The organism is Streptomyces sp. NPDC001108 (assembly GCF_053598535.1).
This window is the reverse complement of record NZ_JBSFKL010000004.1, coordinates 288,561-308,556: the sequence shown is the minus strand read 5'-3', so window position 1 is coordinate 308,556 and position 19,996 is coordinate 288,561. Positions and strand designations below refer to the sequence as shown.

Below are 19,996 nucleotides of genomic sequence, written 5' to 3'. Positions count from 1 at the left end.
GAAGCGGGATGGCGTTGTCCCACCTGCGCGTTAGGGTCCATGAAGAGGAAGGGTGGGGAAGCTCCCCGCCCACCCCGGTACGAAGACGCTGAGACGGCCGGAGCCGTCAGAGACGAGCAGGTGGATACGTGACGAATCTGATGCCCTACGCCGCCGGAGAGCCGTCCCTCGGTGGAGGCCTCGGTGACCAGGTCTACAGCCGGCTGCTCGGCGAGCGCATCATCTTCCTCGGCCAGCAGGTCGACGACGAGATCGCCAACAAGATCACCGCGCAGCTCCTCCTTCTCGCCGCGGAGCCCGAGAAGGACATCTACCTCTACATCAACAGCCCCGGCGGTTCGGTGACGGCCGGCATGGCGGTCTACGACACCATGCAGTACATCCCCAACGACGTGGTGACGATCGGGATGGGCATGGCGGCCTCCATGGGCCAGTTCCTGCTCACCGGCGGCACCGCGGGCAAGCGCTTCGCGCTCCCGAACACCGACATCCTCATGCACCAGGGTTCGGCCGGCATCGGCGGTACGGCCTCGGACATCAAGATCCAGGCCCAGTACCTGCTGCGCACCAAGCAGCGGATGGCGGAGATCACCGCCCGCCACTCCGGCCAGACCGTCGAGACGATCATCCGCGACGGCGACCGCGACCGTTGGTACACCGCGGAGGAGGCCAAGGAGTACGGCCTCATCGACGAGATCATCTCGGCCGCATCGGGCGTTCCGGGCGGCGGCGGCACCGGCGCCTGATCCGGCTCCCACCGGACCGGCGCCACCGCCCCGCGCACCTCTCGTACGCCGAGACATCCAGCCACAGAACGCCACCAGGATGGTGAACACCCCTATGAACAACTTCCCCGGCGCCTCCGCGAGCGGCCTCTACACCGGCCCGCAGGTGGACAACCGCTACATCGTCCCGCGCTTCGTGGAGCGCACCTCGCAGGGCGTGCGCGAGTACGACCCGTACGCGAAGCTCTTCGAGGAGCGCGTGATCTTCCTCGGCGTGCAGATCGACGACGCCTCCGCCAACGACGTCATGGCGCAGCTCCTCTGCCTGGAGTCGATGGACCCGGACCGGGACATCTCGATCTACATCAACAGCCCCGGCGGCTCGTTCACCGCGCTCACCGCGATCTACGACACGATGCAGTTCGTGAAGCCGGACATCCAGACGGTCTGCATGGGCCAGGCGGCCTCCGCCGCGGCCGTGCTGCTCGCCGCGGGCACCCCCGGCAAGCGCATGGCGCTGCCCAACGCCCGCGTGCTGATCCACCAGCCGTCCTCGCAGACCGGCCGCGAGCAGCTCTCCGACCTGGAGATCGCGGCCAACGAGATCCTGCGGATGCGCACCCAGCTGGAGGAGCTGCTGGCCAAGCACTCCACCACCCCGCTGGAGAAGGTCCGCGACGACATCGAGCGCGACAAGATCCTGACCGCCGAGGAAGCCCTCGCCTACGGTCTCGTCGACCAGATCGTGTCGACCCGCAAGCAGGCGGCCTCGGCCGTCTGACGCCGGTCTTCAGCCCCTTGGCACACCGTGTTCGCCCGGCTCCGGCCGCGTGAACCGTGCCAAGGGGGGCCCGAACGGGGGGCCAGGCAAGGTACCGTCGGATAGAGGCACCAGGAGCCGCTGAACCAAGCTGCTCCCAGGCGAAGGGGAAGCACCTCGTGGCACGCATCGGTGATGGCGGCGACCTGCTCAAGTGCTCGTTCTGCGGAAAGAGCCAGAAGCAGGTGAAGAAGCTCATCGCGGGACCCGGTGTGTACATCTGCGACGAGTGCATCGATCTCTGCAACGAGATCATCGAGGAGGAGCTCGCCGAGACCTCCGAGGTGCGCTGGGAGGAACTCCCCAAGCCGCGCGAGATCTACGAGTTCCTCGAGGGGTACGTCGTCGGGCAGGAGCCCGCGAAGAAGGCCCTCTCGGTCGCGGTGTACAACCACTACAAGCGGGTCCAGGCGGGTGAGAACGGCGGCGCCCAGGGCCGGGACGACGCCATCGAGCTGGCCAAGTCCAACATCCTGCTGCTGGGCCCCACGGGCTCCGGTAAGACGCTGCTCGCGCAGACCCTGGCCCGCATGCTCAACGTCCCGTTCGCCATCGCCGACGCGACGGCGCTGACGGAGGCCGGCTACGTCGGCGAGGACGTCGAGAACATCCTGCTGAAGCTGATCCAGGCCGCGGACTACGACGTCAAGAAGGCCGAGACCGGGATCATCTACATCGACGAGATCGACAAGGTCGCCCGCAAGAGCGAGAACCCGTCGATCACCCGCGACGTCTCCGGCGAGGGCGTCCAGCAGGCCCTGCTGAAGATCCTGGAGGGCACCACCGCCTCCGTACCGCCGCAGGGCGGCCGGAAGCACCCGCACCAGGAATTCATCCAGATCGACACGACGAACGTGCTCTTCATCGTCGGCGGTGCCTTCTCCGGCCTGGAGCGGATCATCGAGTCCCGGGCGGGCGCCAAGGGCATCGGCTTCGGCGCCACGATCCGTTCCAAGCGGGAGATCGAGGCGAGCGACCAGTTCCAGGAGGTCATGCCGGAGGACCTGGTGAAGTTCGGGATGATCCCGGAGTTCATCGGCCGCCTCCCCGTCCTCACCTCGGTCCACAACCTCGACCGCGAGGCGCTGCTCCAGATCCTCGTCGAGCCGCGCAACGCGCTGGTGAAGCAGTACCAGCGCCTCTTCGAACTCGACGGTGTGGAGCTGGACTTCGAGCGTGGGGCGCTGGAAGCCATCGCCGACCAGGCGATCCTCCGCCAGACCGGCGCGCGTGGGCTGCGCGCCATCATGGAGGAAGTCCTCCAGTCCGTGATGTACGAGGTCCCGTCCCGCAAGGACGTCGCCCGCGTCGTCATCACCCCGGACGTCGTCCGCAACAACGTGAACCCCACCCTGGTCCCGCGCGAGCCGCGCACGATCGGCAAGGGCGACGGCGGCCGGCACGAGAAGTCCGCGTAGCGGCGGCCGCACACAGACGGAAGGGGCGCCCGGCCAGGTGAACTGGCGGGCGCCCCTTCCGCGTTGCGGCCTCAGATCTTGGTGCGGGACGTGTTGTAGAGCTTGGCGGCCAGGGCGGCCAGGTCGTCCTGGGGCATGCCCTTGCCGGCCATGGACTGACCGAGGTCGATGCCGACGACCACGCCGACCGTGCTGTAGTCGGCCCACACGCAGATGGGTGCGGTGAATTCCTTGGGGCCCGCGCCCTGCGGGTTCCCGTCGCCCTTGCTGTTGACCATCTTCATGTCCTGGCACTTCATCAGCGCTCCGTCGAACCCGGCCGGCTTCACCGCCTTGGGGCTGTCCACGAGGGAGTACTCCATACCCTCGTTGGACTTCTTCATGTTCTGCTCGGCGTCCGCGAAGGAGCTGTCGATGATCTTGGCGGGGTCGGTGACATCGCCCCAGTAGCCCTGGAACGACAGGTTCTTCATGCTGAGCATGTTCTCCTTGGACCCCGACTGGTAGGAGGCCGTCGCCTGCTGGGGGTTCTTGAAGCCGAGCCCCTCGAACTGCGACTTCTGCGTGCCGGTCACCGGACCGGGCGGCACCGCGGAGCTGCTCTGCTTCTTGTAGTCGTCCACCGACGCCGCAGGTGTCACCTTGTAGCCCTTGGTGGAGTCCGCGACATCGCTGTTGCTCGCGCCGCCCCCGCCGGTCAGGAAGTAGATGCCGCCGCCGATGACCGCCAGGGCCACGATGACGCCGCCGACGACCAGGCCGGTCTTCTTCTTCGGCTGGGCCGGGGGCATCGGCATCTGGCCGCCGTAGGCCGGCTGGCCGCCGTACGGGGGAGCGGGCGGCTGCTGGCCGTACGGGCCGGGCTGCTGGGGCTGCTGCTGCGGGTAGCCGTAGCCCGGCTGGCCCTGCGGGGGGACGCCCTGGGGGGCCTGCTGGGGGTAGCCGTAGCCGGGCTGGCCCTGCGGGGGCTGCTGGCCGTACGGGCCCGGCTGCTGGCCGTAGGGGCCGGGCTGACCCTGGGGCGGCTGACCACCGTACGGACCGGGCTGGCCCTGTGGAGGCTGGCCGCCGTACGGGCCCGGCTGGTTGTAGCTCATCTGCGGTTCCCCTGTTCGGAAGTGCTCATCGAAGTGTTTATGTGTTTTAGACATCCTGGCGGAAGGTTCACCCGGATGGGGCACCGGGACCCGCACCGTTACTGAACAAACCGGTTTCAGTGCACGACTGTGACGGCCCTAAACTGTCCCCCGTGACCGAGAAGACTCAGCAGACGCCAGCCAGCACCCCCGAACTGCCGACCCAGTACGCGCCGGCCGAGGTAGAGGGGAAGCTGTACGAGCGCTGGGTGGAGCGCGGTTACTTCGAGGCGGACGAGCACAGCGAGAAGCCCCCGTTCACCGTCGTCATCCCGCCGCCGAACGTCACGGGCAGCCTCCACCTGGGCCACGCCTTCGAACACACGCTGATCGACGCGCTGACCCGGCGCGCCCGGATGCAGGGGCACGAGACGCTCTGGCAGCCCGGCATGGACCACGCGGGCATCGCCACGCAGAACGTCGTCGAGCGCGAGCTGGCCAAGGAGGGCAAGTCCCGCCACGACCTGGGCCGCGAGGCGTTCGTCGAGCGCGTCTGGAAGTGGAAGAACGAGTCCGGTGGCCAGATCTCCGGCCAGATGCGCCGCCTCGGTGACGGCGTCGCCTGGTCCCGTGAGCGGTTCACCATGGACGAGGGCCTCTCCGAGGCCGTCCAGACCATCTTCAAGAAGCTCTACGACGACGAGCTGATCTACCGCGCCGAGCGCATCATCAACTGGTGCCCGCGCTGTCTGACGGCCATCTCGGACATCGAGGTGGAGTACCAGGACGACGACGGCGAGCTCGTCTCCATGACGTACGGCGAGGGCGAGGAGACCATCGTCGTCGCCACCACCCGCGCCGAGACGATGCTCGGCGACACCGCCGTCGCCGTCCACCCCGACGACGAGCGCTACCGCCACCTGGTCGGCAAGCAGATCAAGCTGCCGCTCACCGACCGTACGATCCCGGTCGTCGCGGACACCCACGTCGACCCCGAGTTCGGCACCGGCGCCGTCAAGGTGACGCCCGCCCACGATCCGAACGACTTCGAGATCGGCCGGCGCCACGACCTGCCCTCGATCGCCGTCATGAACGAGCGCGCGGTCATCACCGTCCCCGGCCCCTTCGAGGGTCTGGACCGGCTGGAGGCCCGCTCCGCCATCGTCGCCGCCCTGCGCGCCGAGGGCCGGATCGTCGCCGAGAAGCGCCCGTACGTCCACTCCGTCGGCCACTGCTCGCGCTGCAAGACGACCGTCGAGCCGCGCCTGTCGATGCAGTGGTGGGTCAAGGTCGGCCCGCTCGCGCAGGCCGCCGGTGACGCCGTCCGCGACGGCAGGGTCAAGATCCACCCGCAGGAGATGGAGAAGCGGTACTTCGACTGGGTCGACAACCTCCACGACTGGTGCATCTCGCGCCAGCTCTGGTGGGGCCACCGCATCCCCGTCTGGTACGGCCCGAACGGCGAGATCGTCTGCGTCGGCCCCGGCGAGGAGCCGCCGACCGGCGAGGGCTGGCACCAGGAGACCGACGTCCTGGACACCTGGTTCTCCTCCGGCCTGTGGCCGTTCTCCACCCTCGGCTGGCCCGAGCAGACCGACAGCCTCGCGAAGTTCTACCCGAACTCCGTCCTGGTCACCGGCTACGACATCCTCTTCTTCTGGGTCGCCCGGATGATGATGTTCGGCCTGTACGCGATGGACGGCACCCCGCCGTTCCACACCGTCGCCCTGCACGGCATGGTCCGCGACCAGTTCGGCAAGAAGATGTCGAAGTCCTTCGGCAACGCGGTCAACCCGATCGACTGGATGGACAAGTACGGCTCCGACGCGCTCCGCTTCACGCTGGCCCGCGGCGCCAACCCCGGCGTCGACGTGCCGATCGGCGAGGACTGGGTCCAGGGCTCGCGCAACTTCGCCAACAAGATCTGGAACGCCACGCGCTTCGCGCTGATGAACGGCGCCACGATCGAGGGCGAGCTGCCCCCGGCCGAGTCGATGTCCTCGGTCGACCGCTGGATCCTGTCGCGGCTGAACAAGACCGTCGCCGAGGTGGACGCCCTCTACGACGACTTCCAGTTCGCCAAGCTGAGCGACGCCCTGTTCCACTTCGCCTGGGACGAGGTCTTCGACTGGTACGTCGAGCTGTCCAAGACCACGTTCTTCGCGGGCGGCGAGCAGGCCCGGGTCTCCGGCCGGGTCCTCGGCGAGGTCCTGGACGTGATGCTGCGTCTGCTCCACCCGGTCGTCCCGTTCGTCACCGAGACGCTGTGGACGGCGCTCACCGGCCGGGAGTCCGTCGTCGTCGCCGACTGGCCGAAGGACTCCGGCTTCCGTGACGAGGCGGCCGAGCGGGAGATCGAGCTCGTCCAGCAGCTCGTCACCGAGGTCCGCCGGTTCCGCTCCGACCAGGGCCTCCAGCCCGGCCAGAAGGTCCCGGCCGAGCTCACCCTGGCCGGTACGGCGCTCGCGCCGCACGAGGCGGCCGTCCGCCAGCTCCTGCGGCTCCAGCCCGCCGGGGAGGGCTTCCACGCCACCGCCTCGCTGCCCGTCGCGGGCGTCACGGTCGCCCTGGACCTCTCCGGCACCATCGACGTCGAGGCGGAGCGCAAGCGCCTGACGAAGGATCTGGCCGCCGCCGAGAAGGAGAAGGCGCAGGCGACCGGGAAGCTCGGCAACGAGGCGTTCCTCGCCAAGGCGCCCGACCAGGTCGTCGACAAGATCCGCGGCCGGCTCGCCAAGGCCGAGGCCGACATCGAGCGGATCACCGGTCAGCTGGCGAAACTGCCGCAGAGCTGATCACCTGAGCACGGAGCCCCCGTCCCCCTGACCGACCAGGGGGACGGGGGCTCCGTTCCGTCCGCACCATGCGCCGCGCGCGTTGTCGGTGCCCATCCGTAGACTGGCTCGTGTGAGTGAGCCCCGCCCTTCCGACCGGCCCGACAACTCCGACTCCGACGACGCCTTCGCGGAGATCGTCGACGAAGAGACCCAGCGCGACCCCGACCTGGCGGTGATCGAGGCCGGGAGCCGTACGCTGCGCACCCGCTCCGGCCCGCCCCAGGGTGCGGAGCTTCCGGCCCGCCCCGCCGACCCCGAGGTGGACAAGGCGCTGCGCGAGGTGGAGCAGGAGCTCGCCGGCCGCTGGGGCGAGACCAAGCTGGAGCCGTCCGTCACCCGCATCGCCGCGCTGATGGACGTACTCGGCGAGCCGCAGCGCGCCTACCCCTCGATCCACATCACCGGGACCAACGGCAAGACGAGCACGGCCCGCATGATCGAGGCGCTGTTCGGCGCCTTCGACCTGCGCACCGGCCGCTACACCTCGCCGCACGTCCAGTCGATCACCGAGCGGATCAGCCTGGACGGCGCCCCGATCGCCCCCGAGCGGTTCGTCGAGACGTACCAGGACATCAAGCCGTACGTGGAGATGGTCGACAGCCAGCAGCCGTACCGGCTCTCCTTCTTCGAGGTGCTGACCGGGATGGCCTACGCGGCCTTCGCCGACGCCCCGGTCGACGTCGCCGTCGTCGAGGTCGGCATGGGCGGCAGCTGGGACGCGACGAACGTGATCGACGGCTCGGTCGCCGTCGTCACCCCCATCTCGCTGGACCACACCGACCGGCTGGGCTCCACGCCCGCCGAGATCGCCGCGGAGAAGTCCGGGATCATCAAGCAGGGCGCCACGGTCATCCTGGCGCAGCAGCCGGTGGACGCCGCGCAGGTGATGCTCAAGAAGGCCGTCGAGGTCGACGCCACGGTCGCCCGCGAGGGCATGGAGTTCGGCGTCGTCTCCCGGGAGGTCGCGGTCGGCGGGCAGCTGCTGACGCTGCGCGGCCTGGGCGGCGAGGGCAACGAGTACACCGAGATCTTCCTCCCGCTCTACGGGGCCCACCAGGCGCACAACGCCGCGGTGGCGCTCGCCGCGGTGGAGGCGTTCTTCGGGGTCGGGGCGGAGCGTCCCGGCTCGCTCGACGCCGACACGGTCCGTCAGGCGTTCGCCTCGGTGGTCTCCCCGGGCCGCCTGGAGGTCGTCCGCTCCAGCCCCACCGTCGTCCTGGACGCCGCGCACAACCCCGGGGGCGCCCGCGCCACCGCCGAGGGGATCTCCGAGGCGTTCGGCTTCTCCCGGCTGATCGGCGTCGTCGGCACCAGCGCCGACAAGGACGTCAGGGGCCTCCTCGAAGCCTTCGAGCCGATCTTCGCCGAGGTCGTCGTCACCCAGAACTCCACCCCCCGCGCGATGGACGCGGACGCGCTGGCCGCCATCGCCGTGGAGGTCTTCGGCGAGGACCGGGTGCAGGTGGAGCCGCGGCTGGACGACGCGCTGGAGGCGGCGATCACCCTCGCCGAGGAGGAGGACGAATACGCGGGGGCCGGTGTGCTGGTGACCGGTTCCGTGATCACGGTCGGCGAGGCCCGGCTGCTTCTGGGAAGGCGCTGACCCATGCGTACGCTCTGTGCATCCACGCTCATCGGTGAATTCTTCGTGATCGGTTTCGCCGGTCTCGTCGCGATGAAGTCCGACGATCTGAGCAATGGCACGGTCTGGACGGTCTGCGGCATCGGCATGGTGCTCTCCGTGCTGCTCTGCGGGATGATCACTCGTCCCGGTGGTGTCCAGCTCGGCTGGGTGCTCCAGATCGCCCTGGTGCTCGGCGGATTCTTCGTTCCGACGATGTTCATCCTCGGGGTGGTCTTCGCCGGGCTGTGGTGGGCCTCGGTCTACTACGGTCGGAAGATCGACGAGGCGAAGGCCCGCTGGGCGGCGGCACAGGAAGCGGCCGAGGCCGCGGCCTGACCGACGGAGCGCGTCCCGCGGCCAAACCCGGCCGCGGGCCCGGCTCCGTACCCCTGTAGCCTCGATCCACCGCACCCGCATGCCTGCAAGGAGCCGCACACCATGACCCAGCGCACCCTCGTTCTCCTCAAGCCCGACGCTGTCCGGCGCGGACTGGTCGGCGAGATCGTCGGGCGGATCGAGCGCAAGGCCGGCTGGCGGATCACCGCGCTGGAGCTGCGCACCCTCGACCGTGCCACGCTGGAGCAGCACTACGCCGAGCACGTCGGCCGCCCGTTCTACGAGCCGCTGGTGGAGTTCATGCAGTCCGGCCCGATCGTGGCGCTGGTCGCCGAGGGCGAGCGGATCATCGAGGGCGTCCGTACGCTGGCCGGCCCCACCGACCCGATCGCCGCCGCGCCCGGCTCCATCCGGGGTGACTTCGGCACCATCACCCGGGAGAACCTCATCCACGCCTCGGACTCCGAGGAGTCCGCGGAGCGCGAGCTGAAGCTGTTCTTCCCGGGCCTCGCCTGATCGCGGATCAGCCGAACAGCGCTCAACCCTGGGGCGACCGAATTAATTCGGTCGCCCTTCGGTATAGGGTCCTGGATCGCGGGAACGCATCCCTCCGACGTAACGTCACCATGAGGGGAACGGTCTTCCGTTCCACTCGCGAAGGCGAAGCACCCTCGCGCGGTGTCCGTCGGTACGCCACTACGATGGAATCCTCCACGCCCGCCGCGCTCAGCCCGCCATCCAGAACAAGCCACCATGCTTTCTCTGAAGGCCCGACGCATCCTCAATGAGGAACAAGGGGAACTCAATGTCGTTCATCGGTCGTGACATGGCTATCGACCTCGGGACTGCCAACACGCTGGTGTACGTCAGGGGGCGCGGCATCGTTCTGAACGAGCCGTCCGTCGTGGCCATCAACACCAACACCGGCGGCATCCTGGCGGTCGGCTCCGAGGCCAAGAAGATGATCGGCCGTACGCCCGGCAACATCGTCGCCGTACGGCCCCTGAAGGACGGCGTGATCGCCGACTTCGAGATCACCGAGCGGATGCTCCGCTACTTCATCCTGAAGATCCACAAGCGCCGCTACCTGGCCCGTCCGCGGGTCGTGGTCTGCGTGCCCTCCGGCATCACCGGGGTCGAGCGACGCGCCGTCATCGAGGCGTCGACCCAGGCCGGTGCCCGCCAGGTGCACATCATCGAGGAGCCCATGGCCGCCGCCATCGGCTCCGGGCTGCCGGTCCACGAGGCCACCGGCAACATGGTCGTCGACATCGGCGGCGGCACCACCGAGGTCGCGGTCATCTCGCTGGGCGGAATCGTCACTGCCCAGTCGATCCGGGTCGCCGGTGACGAGCTGGACAACGCGATCATCCAGCACGTCAAGAAGGAGTACTCGCTCCTCCTCGGCGAGCGCACCTCCGAGCAGATCAAGATCACCATCGGTTCGGCGTACGACATGGACAAGGACGAGCACACCGAGATCCGCGGCCGAGACCTGGTCTCCGGGCTGCCCAAGACCGTGGTCATCTCCGCCGCCGAGGTCCGCAAGGCCATCGAGGAGCCGGTCAACGCGATCGTCGACGCGGTGAAGACCACGCTCGACAAGTGCCCGCCGGAGCTCTCCGGCGACATCATGGACCGCGGCATCGTCCTCACCGGCGGCGGCGCGCTGCTGCGCGGGCTCGACGAGCGGCTGCGCCGCGAGACCGGCATGCCGATCCACATCGCGGAGGACCCGCTGGACTCGGTGGCCCTCGGCTCCGGCAAGTGCGTCGAGGAGTTCGAGGCGCTCCAGCAGGTGCTGGACGCCCAGCCCCGCAGGTGAACAACCCCGGTCGGCCGTACGGAGCGCCACTGTTCCGTACGGCCGGTCGTTGACATACAGGCACGAATATTCCGACGAGGAAGGCACGGCCGCCGCACGTGAGGGACACACGAGAGAGCCGGCTGCTCCTGGTGCTGCTGATCGCCATCGCGTTCGCTTTGATCACGGTGGACATCCGCGGAGGCGAGGAGTCGCCGGTGGACGGCGCCCGGAAGGCCGCCGCGGCGGCCTTCGGGCCGGTGGAGAACGGCGTCGCGGCCGCCGTCGACCCGGTGGGCAACGCCATAGGGGCGGTACGCGAATCGGGGGCGCGGCACACCCGGATCGCCCAGCTGGAGCAGGAGAACGCCAAGCTCCGCACGGAACTGGGCAGCGACGACCGCAACCGCAGCCGGGTCCGCGAGCTGGACCGGATGCTGAAGAAGTCGGCCACCGGGCAGTACGGCATCAAGGGTGCCGAGGTCATCGCCATAGGAGCGGCCCAGGGCTTCTCCTGGACGATCACCATCGACGCGGGCTCCAAGGACGGCGTCAAGCGCGACATGACCGTCATCAACGGTGACGGTCTGGTGGGCCGGGTCACCACCGTCGGCCCGGACACCGCCACGGTGCTCCTCGCCAACGACCCCGACTTCACCGTCGGCACCCGGATGGAGAAGACCGACGAGCTGGGCTTCGCCACGGGCCAGGGGTCCCAGCCGCTGTCCGTCCAGTTCCTCAACGGCAAGGCCAAGGTGAAGAAGGGCGACCGGCTGGTCACCTTCGGCTCCAGCAAGGACAAGCCGTTCGTGCCCGGGGTCCCGGTCGGCGAGGTCGTCCGCGTCGACCCGTCCGGCGGCGGTCTGACCCGTACGGTCTACGTCCGTCCGTACGTCGGGTTCACCAAGCTCGACATCGTCGGCGTCGTGGTCCAGGCGCCGCGCGAGGACCCCCGGGACATGGTGCTGCCCAAGCAGCCGGCCAAGCCCGCCAAGCCGAAGCCGACGCCGACCGTCACGGTCACGATCTCGCCCAACGGCGACATCGTCGACACCGGGGGGAACGTCGTCGGGAACATCCACGAGAGCCCGGACGCCGGCAGGAGCCCGGATCCGAACGGCACTTCGAACGCGGTCGACGAGCAGAGGTAGAGCTGATTCCCATGCGCCTGAACCGGATTCTGCTCTCCACCGTCCTGGTCGTCGTCGCCCTGGTCGTCCAGGTCTCCGTCCTCGCCCGCCTCCAGCTCCCCGGCGCCGTCCCCGACCTGCTGCTGCTCGTCGTGCTCGGTCTCGCCTTCGTCTACGGGCACGTCAGCGGCGCCCTCATCGGCTTCGGCGCGGGGCTCCTGGCGGACCTTGCTCCGCCCGCCGACCACGCGGCCGGGCGGTACGCGCTGGTCCTCTGCGTCATCGGCTACCTCGCCGGGCTGGTCAAGCCCGAGACCGGGCAGCTGAAGTCGGCACTGGTCCCGATGACCGGCGTGGTCGCCGCGGCGATCGGCTCGACCCTGCTGTACGCGATGGTCGGCGCGCTCGTCGGGGACACCGCGGCCCGCCACGTGGGCCTCGGCAGCCTGCTGTTCACCGCGGCCCTCTACGACCTGCTGCTCGCGCCCTTCGTCGTCCCGCTCGTCATGGCCGCCGCCCGACGCACGGTGGGCGACCCGCTCGTCGACACCGGTGGCGGCGGGGACGTGGCGGCCGGCTGGCTCGCCACCGGCACCGGTCTGAGGATCGGCAGCCAGCGCGGCGGACTGCGCGTCAAGGCCGCCCGTAACCGCGCGGCCCGCGCCGGACGCATCAAGGGGGTCAAGCGCCTGTGACCAACATTCCCGAGACCGGCCGGACCCCGCGGGTCCAGATCCGCCTCGTCGTCATCCAGATCCTGGTCCTCTCCCTGCTGCTCACCCTCGGCGGGCGGCTCTGGTACCTCCAGATCCGCAACGGCCAGGAGTACAGCGACGAGGCGAAGAACAACCACGTCCAGCAGGTCGTCCAGCCCGCCGTCCGCGGCTCGATCCTCGACGCGCGCGGGGTGCCGCTCGCCGACAACGAGACCCGGCTGGTGGTCTCCGCCAGCCGTACCGAGCTGCTGAAGATGAAGGACGACGGCAAGAGCGTGCTGACCCGGCTCGCCGGGGTCCTCGACATGAAGCCGAAGGACGTCCTCGACAAGGTCCGGCTCTGCGACGCGAAGACGCCGCAGCCCTGCTGGAACGGCTCGCCCTACCAGCCGATCCCGGTCACCGACGAGGCCACCACCCAGCAGGCCCTGACGATCCGCGAGCGCGCCGAGGACTTCCCCGGGATCACCGCCGAACCCACCGCCGTACGCCGCTACCCGGCCCCCGGCAAGGCCAACACCGCGCAGGTCCTCGGCTACCTCTCGCCGGTCACCGACGAGGAGATCACCAAGGCGCAGGACACCGACTCGCCGTACCTCCGCTCCGACCAGGTCGGCCGCTCCGGCCTGGAGCGCACGTACGACAAGGAGCTGCGCGGCAAGGCCGGGGTCACCCGCTACGAGGTCGACAACCTCGGCCGGGTCATCGGCCAGGCCAAGAACGACAAGGCGGAGCCCGGCGCCTCCGTCGTCACCTCCATCGACGCCCGGGTCCAGGCCGTCGCCGAGTACGAGCTGGACGGGGCGATGAAGGAGGCCCGCAAGGCCTTCGACAAGAACACCGGCGAGAACTACAAGGCCGACTCCGGCGCCGTCGTCGTCATGGAGGCGAAGACCGGCCGGGTCGTCGCGATGGCCTCGCTGCCCAACTACGACCCCAACGCCTGGGTCGGCGGCATCTCCGCCAAGGACTACGCCAAGCTCACCGGTAAGAACTCCAACTTCCCGCTGCTGAACCGGGCCATCCAGGGCCAGGCCGCCCCCGGCTCGATCTTCAAGGTCATCTCCTCGACCGCCGCGGTCAACGCCGGGTACCCCTTCGACGGCCACTACCCCTGCCCCAGCGCGTACAGCATCGGCGGCCAGACCTTCACCAACTACGAGTCCCAGGGATACGGAGACATCACCATCGGCCGCGCCCTGGAGGTCTCCTGCGACACCGTCTACTACGGCCTCGCGCACAAGGAGTGGCTGAAGGACGGCGGCATGAACCCGAAGAAGCACCCCAAGGACTGGTTCTTCAAGACCGCCCACCAGTTCGGCCTCGGCAAGGAGACCGGCATCGACCTCCCCAACGAGGTCAGCGGCCGCGTCCCCGACCGCGAGTGGAAGCAGAAGTTCTTCGACGCCAACAAGGACGCCTGGTGCAAGCAGGGCAAGAAGGACGGCACGTACGTCGAGCGGATCGCCTACGAGAACTGCCTCGAGGGCGACAAGATGCGCGCCGGTGACTCCGTCAACTACTCGATCGGCCAGGGCGACACGCTCGTCACCCCGATCCAGATGGCCACCATCTACGCCGCCATCTCCAACGGCGGCACGCTCTACGACCCGACCGTGGGCAAGGCGATCGTCAGCGGTGACGGCAAGGAGATCCAGAAGATCAGGCCGACGTCGCACGGCAAGCTGCCCTTCACCCGCAAGACCCGCAACGACATAGACAAGGCACTCGCGGGCGTCGCGACCGTCGGTTCGGCCGCCTGGCGGTTCGGCGGCTGGCCGCAGGACAAGATCCCGATGCACGCCAAGACGGGTACGGCCGAGGTCTACGGCAAGCAGACGACCTCCTGGTTCGCCACGTACACCAAGGACTACTCGATCGTCATGACGATCTCCCAGGGCGGTACGGGCTCCGGCGCCTCCGGGCCCGCCGTGCGCAACATCTACGACGCGATCTACGGGCTCGACAAGTCCGGCAACCAGGACCTGAAGAAGGCGCTGCTGCCCGCCCCGCAGAAGTCCCTGCCGAAGATCCAGTCGGACGGTTCGATCGACTCCCCGTCGATCAAGCCCTACGACCCGAGCTCGCAGCAGACCCCGGAGAGCCAGACGCTCGCCGCGATCGTGGGGAGGCGCGACTGATGGCCGGCTTCTCCGTACAGCGGTACGCGCCCGAGCGCACCACCTGGGCCAGGCTCGTCGCCCGCGACTCGGTGGTCCGCAGGCTCGACTGGCCGATGCTCGGGTCCGCCCTCGCGCTCTCCTTCATCGGCTCGCTGCTGGTCTACTCGGCGACCCGGGGGCGCGATTCGCTCACCCACGGCGACCCGTACTACTTCCTCTTCCGGCACGCCCTCAACACCGGCATCGGCCTCGCCCTGATGATCGGCACGATCTGGCTCGGCCACCGCACCCTGCGCGGCGCCGTCCCGATCCTGTACGGCGTCTCGGTGCTCCTGGTGCTGGCGGTGCTCACCCCGCTCGGCGCCACCGTCAACGGCGCCCACGCGTGGATCATCATCGGCGGCGGCTTCTCGCTCCAGCCGTCCGAGTTCACCAAGATCACCATCATCCTGATCATGGCGATGCTCCTTGCCGAGCGCGTCGACGCGGGCGACCAGCTCCACCCCGACCACCGGACGGTCGCCAAGGCCCTCGGCCTGGCCGCCGTCCCGATGATCATCGTGATGGGGATGCCCGACCTCGGCTCGGTGATGGTCATGGTCGTCATCGTGCTCGGCGCGCTGCTCGCCTCCGGGGCCTCGAACCGCTGGATCCTCGGACTCCTCGGCACGGGCGTGGCCGGGGCCGTCGCGATCTGGCAGCTCGGCCTGCTCGACGAGTACCAGATCGCCCGCTTCGCCGCCTTCGCCAACCCCGCGCTCGACCCGGCGGGTGTCGGCTACAACACCAACCAGGCCCGGATCGCGATCGGCTCCGGCGGTCTCACCGGGACCGGCCTCTTCCACGGCACCCAGACCACCGGCCAGTTCGTCCCCGAACAGCAGACCGACTTCGTCTTCACCGTCGCGGGCGAGGAGCTCGGCTTCGTCGGCGCCGGGCTGATCATCGTCCTGCTCGGGGTCGTCCTCTGGCGGGCCTGCCGGATCGCCCGCGAGACCACCGAGCTCTACGGCACGGTCGTCGCCGCCGGGATCATCGCCTGGTTCGCCTTCCAGTCCTTCGAGAACATCGGGATGACGCTCGGCATCATGCCGGTGGCCGGGCTCCCGCTGCCCTTCGTCTCGTACGGCGGCTCCTCTATGTTCGCCGTCTGGGTGGCGGTCGGGCTGCTCCAGTCGATCAAGGTGCAGCGCCCGATAAGCGCCTGATCCGCCGGAAACGACCGGATCGCCGTAGATTCGGGGTATGGCGAAGACGCGGCACGGACGGCCGCGGTGCGCCGGCGGCGAGGAGCCGGTCACCGCGGGCGACCACGTCCTCGCCTACGTGCGCGAGCAGGCCGGGGCCATCGCCGCCCTCGGACCGGCCGTCCGCCGCGACCGGCCCGACGCCGTGCACCGGATGCGGGTCGCCACCCGCAGCCTGCGCGGCGCCCTGCGGTCCCACCGCAGGCTCCTCGACCGGGGCGCCACCGGCCCGCTCGCCCGCGAGCTGAAGTGGCTCGCCGCCGAACTCGGCACCGACCGCGACCAGGAAGTGCTCGACGCCCGGCTCCTCGCCCGCCTCGACGAACTGCCCGGCACCCTGGTCCTCGGCCCGGTCCGCGCCCGGCTGCGGATCCGGTCGGCGGACCGGCGCGGCGGCTCCCGCCGCCGTACCGTCGCCGTACTCGACGGGGACCGCTACCGGGCCCTCCTCGACGCCCTCGACGCCCTTCTCGCCGACCCGCCGCTGCTCCCCGCCGCCGCCCGCGCCCCCGCCCGGGAACTGCCCCGCGCGGTGCTGCGGGAGTACCGCCGCCTCGCCGCCCGGATCACCCGCGCCCTGGAACTCCCGCCCGGACCCGACCGGGACCTCGCCCTGCACGAGGCCCGCAAGGCCGCCAAACGCGCCCGGTACGCGGCGGACGCCGCCCGCCCCGCCCTCGGCCGCCCGGCAAAGAGGTTCGCCAAGCGGATGAAGGCCGTACAGAGCCTCCTCGGCGACCACCACGACAGCGTGGTCGCCCGCGAGGAGCTGCGCCTGCTGGCCGCCCGCGCCCACGCCGCGGGCGAGTCGGCCTTCACCTGGGGACTGCTGTACGGACGGGAGGAGGCCGCCGCCGCGGCCCGGGAGCGGGAACTCGTCCGCGTATGGAAGCGGGCCTCGCGGCCCGGGCTGCGGGCGGCGCTGGAAGGCTGAGCATCGGGGTACGCTTGATGGTCACCCCTTGCCCGCTCTCGAAAGTGCGCGATGTCTGTCGACTCGGTCTTCCCACAGCTCGAAGCTCTGCTCCCGCATGTGCAGAAGCCCATCCAGTACGTCGGCGGTGAGCTGAACTCCACCGTCAAGCCCTGGGACGAATGCGACGTCCGCTGGGCCCTGATGTACCCGGACGCGTACGAGGTCGGGCTCCCCAACCAGGGCGTCATGATCCTCTACGAGGTACTCAACGAGCGGCAGGGCGTCCTCGCCGAGCGCACCTACAGCGTGTGGCCGGACCTGGAAGCGCTGATGCGCGAGCACGGCGTCCCGCAGTTCACCGTGGACAGCCACCGCCCGGTCAAGGCGTTCGACGTCTTCGGGCTGAGCTTCTCCACCGAGCTCGGCTACACCAACATGCTCACCGCCCTCGACCTCGCGGGCATCCCGCTGAACGCCGCGGACCGCACGCTGGACGACCCGATCGTGCTGGCCGGCGGCCACGCCGCGTTCAACCCCGAGCCGATCGCCGAGTTCATCGACTGCGCGGTCATCGGCGACGGCGAGCAGGCCGTCCTGGAGATCACCGAGACCGTCCGCGCCTGGAAGGCCGAGGGCCGCCCCGGCGGCCGCGAGGAGGTGCTGCTGCGCCTCGCGAAGACCGGCGGCGTCTACGTACCGGGCTTCTACGACGTCGAGTACCTCCCCGACGGCCGCATCGGCCGCGTCGTGCCCAACCGTTCGGGCGTGCCGTGGCGGGTCTCCAAGCACACCGTGATGGACCTCGACGAGTGGCCGTACCCGAAGCAGCCGCTCGTCCCGCTCGCCGAGACCGTCCACGAGCGGATGTCCGTCGAGATCTTCCGCGGCTGCACCCGCGGCTGCCGTTTCTGCCAGGCCGGCATGATCACGCGCCCCGTGCGGGAGCGAAGCATCACCGGCATCGGCGAGATGGTCGACAAGGGCCTCAAGGCGACCGGCTTCGAGGAGGTCGGCCTGCTCTCGCTCTCCTCCGCGGACCACACCGAGATCGGTGAGATCGCCAAGGGCCTCGCCGACCGGTACACCGAGGACAAGATCGGTCTCTCGCTGCCCTCCACCCGCGTCGACGCGTTCAACGTGGACCTGGCCAACGAGCTGACCCGCAACGGCCGCCGCTCCGGCCTCACCTTCGCCCCCGAGGGCGGCTCCGAGCGGATGCGCAAGGTCATCAACAAGATGGTCTCGGAGGAGGACCTCATCCGCACGGTGGCCACCGCGTACGGCAACGGCTGGCGCCAGGTGAAGCTGTACTTCATGTGCGGCCTGCCCACCGAGACCGACGAGGACGTCCTCCAGATCGGCGACATGGCGGTCAACGTGATCGCCAAGGGCCGCGAGGTCTCCGGCCAGAACGACATCCGCTGCACCGTCTCCATCGGCGGCTTCGTGCCCAAGCCGCACACGCCCTTCCAGTGGGCCCCGCAGCTGAGCGCCGAGGAGACCGACGAGCGGCTGGCCAAGCTCCGCGACAAGATCCGCGGCGACAAGAAGTACGGCCGCTCCATCGGCTTCCGCTACCACGACGGCAAGCCCGGCATCGTCGAGGGCCTGCTCTCCCGCGGCGACCGCCGCGTCGGCTCCGTCATCCGCGCGGTCTACGAGTCCGGCGGCCGTTTCGACGGCTGGCGCGAGCACTTCAGCTACGACCGCTGGATGACCGCCGCCGAGAAGACCCTGCCCGGCTACGGGGTGGACGTCGACTGGTACACCACCCGCGAGCGCAGCTACGAGGAGGTCCTGCCCTGGGACCACCTGGACTCCGGCCTGGACAAGGACTGGCTCTGGGAGGACTGGCAGGACGCGCTCGACGAGACCGAGGTCGAGGACTGCCGCTGGACCCCGTGCTTCGACTGCGGCGTCTGCCCGCAGATGGACACGAGCATCCAGATCGGCCCGACCGGCAAGAAGCTGCTGCCGTTGTCGGTCGTGAAGTAGAAGCGACCGCCGAGAGGCGGACGGACCCCCGTACTCCGGCCGGAGCACGGGGGTCCGCGCGTGACCGCCGGGAGAACCGCCACGCCCGGACCGCCGCCGGGTGCCGGGGCCCGGCCGGGGACACCCGGACCGGGCCCCGCGCATGCCGGGCATCACCCCGCTGACCAGGGGCGCGGCGGCCCGGGGAACCGGGGAGGCGCCTTGCGCGTACTCTGGGTAGTACAACGACTGTGCCCAGCGCGGCGCCCGAACCAGAGATCTCCCCGCCCGGAACGGCGGGGGTGAGCCGGACCGGACACCCCGGGCCACCTGACATTTCGAGGGCGGCGTGCCACCGCGTCCGCTCCGCATCGAGGAGAAGAACCACTGGGCAAGCGACAGCCCGAAGGCCCGCCGCCCGCACCCGCGGTGCAGCGCATCCGACTGCGTTACACCAAGCGCGGCCGCCTCCGGTTCACCAGTCACCGTGACTTCCAGCGCGCCTTCGAGCGGGCCCTGCGCCGCTCCGAGGTGCCCATGGCCTACTCGGCGGGCTTCACCCCGCACCCCAAGGTCTCCTACGCCAACGCGGCCCCGACCGGCACGGGCAGTGAGGCCGAGTTCCTGGAGATCGCCCTCACCGAGGCCCGCGATCCGGCGGTCCTGCGGGCACTGCTCGACGACTCGCTGCCGGACGGCCTCGACATCGTCGACGCCGTGGAGGCCCACACCTCCGGCCTCGCCGACCGGCTGACCGCCTCCGTCTGGGAGCTGCGGCTGGAGGGCGTGGAGAGCGCCGCGGCGGCCGCGGCGGTGGACGCCTTCAACCGGGCGGAGACCGTGGAGGTCCAGCGCCGGGCGAAGAACGGGATGCGCACCTTCGACGCCCGGGCCGCCGTCGTCGACCTGCGGGTCGTCGATCCGTCGGCTGATAGGCCGGGGGACAGGCCCTGTGCGATACTGCGGCTGGTTGTTCGGCACGTGACACCTGCCGTGCGACCCGACGACGTCCTGTCCGGTCTTCACGTGGTGGCCGACCTGGCGCCGCCGGTCCCCGCAGCGGTGACCAGGCTGGCGCAGGGGCTCCTCGACGAGGATTCCGGCACGGTGACCGACCCGCTCGCGCCCGACCGCGAGGCAGCCCCGGCCGCTCCACCCACGGCCACCGGGACCGCCGCCGCGACGGCGCCGGAAGGTGCAGGTTCCGCGTAAGGCGGTCGTTGCGGCGCGGCCTTCGGCCCCGGAACCAT

15 protein-coding genes and 1 pseudogene are annotated in these 19,996 nt (G+C 70.0%); 15 read left to right on the top strand and 1 reads right to left on the bottom strand.

The annotated features are described in order from the left end of the window. Positions 1-140: 140 nt before the first annotated feature. From ACWC97_RS12805 to clpX, 3 genes are all read left to right on the top strand, one after another. The gene (locus tag ACWC97_RS12805; protein WP_352275462.1) at positions 141-746 is read left to right on the top strand and encodes an ATP-dependent Clp protease proteolytic subunit; all 606 of its coding nucleotides are present in this window, start codon (positions 141-143) and stop codon (positions 744-746) included. A 79-nt stretch (positions 747-825) separates the two neighbouring features. After that, complete coding sequence (locus tag ACWC97_RS12800) at positions 826-1,506, top strand: ATP-dependent Clp protease proteolytic subunit (protein WP_352275313.1); 681 nt, start codon at positions 826-828, stop codon at positions 1,504-1,506. 158 nt (positions 1,507-1,664) lie between these two features. Next, the gene (gene clpX, locus ACWC97_RS12795) at positions 1,665-2,963 is read left to right on the top strand and encodes an ATP-dependent Clp protease ATP-binding subunit ClpX (protein WP_352275312.1); all 1,299 of its coding nucleotides are present in this window, start codon (positions 1,665-1,667) and stop codon (positions 2,961-2,963) included. Positions 2,964-3,034: 71 nt separating this feature from the next. On the opposite strand, the gene ACWC97_RS12790 is transcribed toward clpX, so the two are convergent. Next, positions 3,035-4,060 carry a hypothetical protein gene (locus ACWC97_RS12790; protein ID WP_450649089.1) on the bottom strand — a complete coding sequence of 342 codons (1,026 nt, stop codon included), beginning with the start codon at positions 4,058-4,060 and terminating at the stop codon, positions 3,035-3,037. Positions 4,061-4,212: 152 nt separating this feature from the next. On the opposite strand from ACWC97_RS12790, the gene ACWC97_RS12785 reads away from it, so the two are divergent. The 12 genes and pseudogenes from ACWC97_RS12785 to ACWC97_RS12730 all read left to right on the top strand — a co-directional run bounded on the left by ACWC97_RS12785 (position 4,213) and on the right by ACWC97_RS12730 (position 19,958). Next, the gene (locus tag ACWC97_RS12785; protein WP_450649087.1) at positions 4,213-6,834 is read left to right on the top strand and encodes a valine--tRNA ligase; all 2,622 of its coding nucleotides are present in this window, start codon (positions 4,213-4,215) and stop codon (positions 6,832-6,834) included. A gap of 112 nt (positions 6,835-6,946) precedes the next feature. Then, entirely contained in the window at positions 6,947-8,479 is a 1,533-nt protein-coding gene (folC, locus tag ACWC97_RS12780; RefSeq protein WP_385204201.1) for a bifunctional tetrahydrofolate synthase/dihydrofolate synthase, read from the top strand. Between the two features lie 3 nt (positions 8,480-8,482). Further along, on the top strand, positions 8,483-8,836 hold the full coding sequence (locus ACWC97_RS12775) for a DUF4233 domain-containing protein (protein ID WP_450649085.1): 354 nt from the start codon (positions 8,483-8,485) through the stop codon (positions 8,834-8,836). Between the two features lie 102 nt (positions 8,837-8,938). Next, positions 8,939-9,352 carry a nucleoside-diphosphate kinase gene (gene ndk / locus ACWC97_RS12770; protein ID WP_352275304.1) on the top strand — a complete coding sequence of 138 codons (414 nt, stop codon included), beginning with the start codon at positions 8,939-8,941 and terminating at the stop codon, positions 9,350-9,352. A gap of 289 nt (positions 9,353-9,641) precedes the next feature. Beyond that, positions 9,642-10,661 (top strand): rod shape-determining protein, encoded by a 1,020-nt coding sequence (locus ACWC97_RS12765; RefSeq protein WP_352275303.1) that lies wholly within the window; start codon positions 9,642-9,644, stop codon positions 10,659-10,661. A gap of 98 nt (positions 10,662-10,759) precedes the next feature. After that, positions 10,760-11,791 carry a rod shape-determining protein MreC gene (mreC, locus tag ACWC97_RS12760; RefSeq protein WP_352275301.1) on the top strand — a complete coding sequence of 344 codons (1,032 nt, stop codon included), beginning with the start codon at positions 10,760-10,762 and terminating at the stop codon, positions 11,789-11,791. Between the two features lie 11 nt (positions 11,792-11,802). Next, positions 11,803-12,465, top strand: a complete 663-nt coding sequence (mreD, locus tag ACWC97_RS12755) for a rod shape-determining protein MreD (protein WP_352275300.1) — start codon at positions 11,803-11,805, stop codon at positions 12,463-12,465. Further along, positions 12,462-14,627: a penicillin-binding protein 2 gene (gene mrdA / locus ACWC97_RS12750; protein WP_352275299.1), complete on the top strand. Its 2,166-nt coding sequence runs from the start codon at positions 12,462-12,464 to the stop codon at positions 14,625-14,627. Before mreD ends, mrdA begins: the two co-directional genes overlap by 4 nt. Continuing rightward, positions 14,627-15,817 (top strand): rod shape-determining protein RodA, encoded by a 1,191-nt coding sequence (gene rodA / locus ACWC97_RS12745; RefSeq protein ID WP_352275297.1) that lies wholly within the window; start codon positions 14,627-14,629, stop codon positions 15,815-15,817. Before mrdA ends, rodA begins: the two co-directional genes overlap by 1 nt. A gap of 79 nt (positions 15,818-15,896) precedes the next feature. Beyond that, positions 15,897-16,790, top strand: a pseudogene (locus tag ACWC97_RS12740) (CHAD domain-containing protein); the annotation flags it as partial. A gap of 51 nt (positions 16,791-16,841) precedes the next feature. Then, the gene (locus ACWC97_RS12735) at positions 16,842-18,767 is read left to right on the top strand and encodes a TIGR03960 family B12-binding radical SAM protein (protein WP_352275296.1); all 1,926 of its coding nucleotides are present in this window, start codon (positions 16,842-16,844) and stop codon (positions 18,765-18,767) included. Between the two features lie 408 nt (positions 18,768-19,175). Next, positions 19,176-19,958 carry a TIGR03936 family radical SAM-associated protein gene (locus tag ACWC97_RS12730; protein WP_352275294.1) on the top strand — a complete coding sequence of 261 codons (783 nt, stop codon included), beginning with the start codon at positions 19,176-19,178 and terminating at the stop codon, positions 19,956-19,958. Positions 19,959-19,996 lie beyond the last annotated feature (38 nt).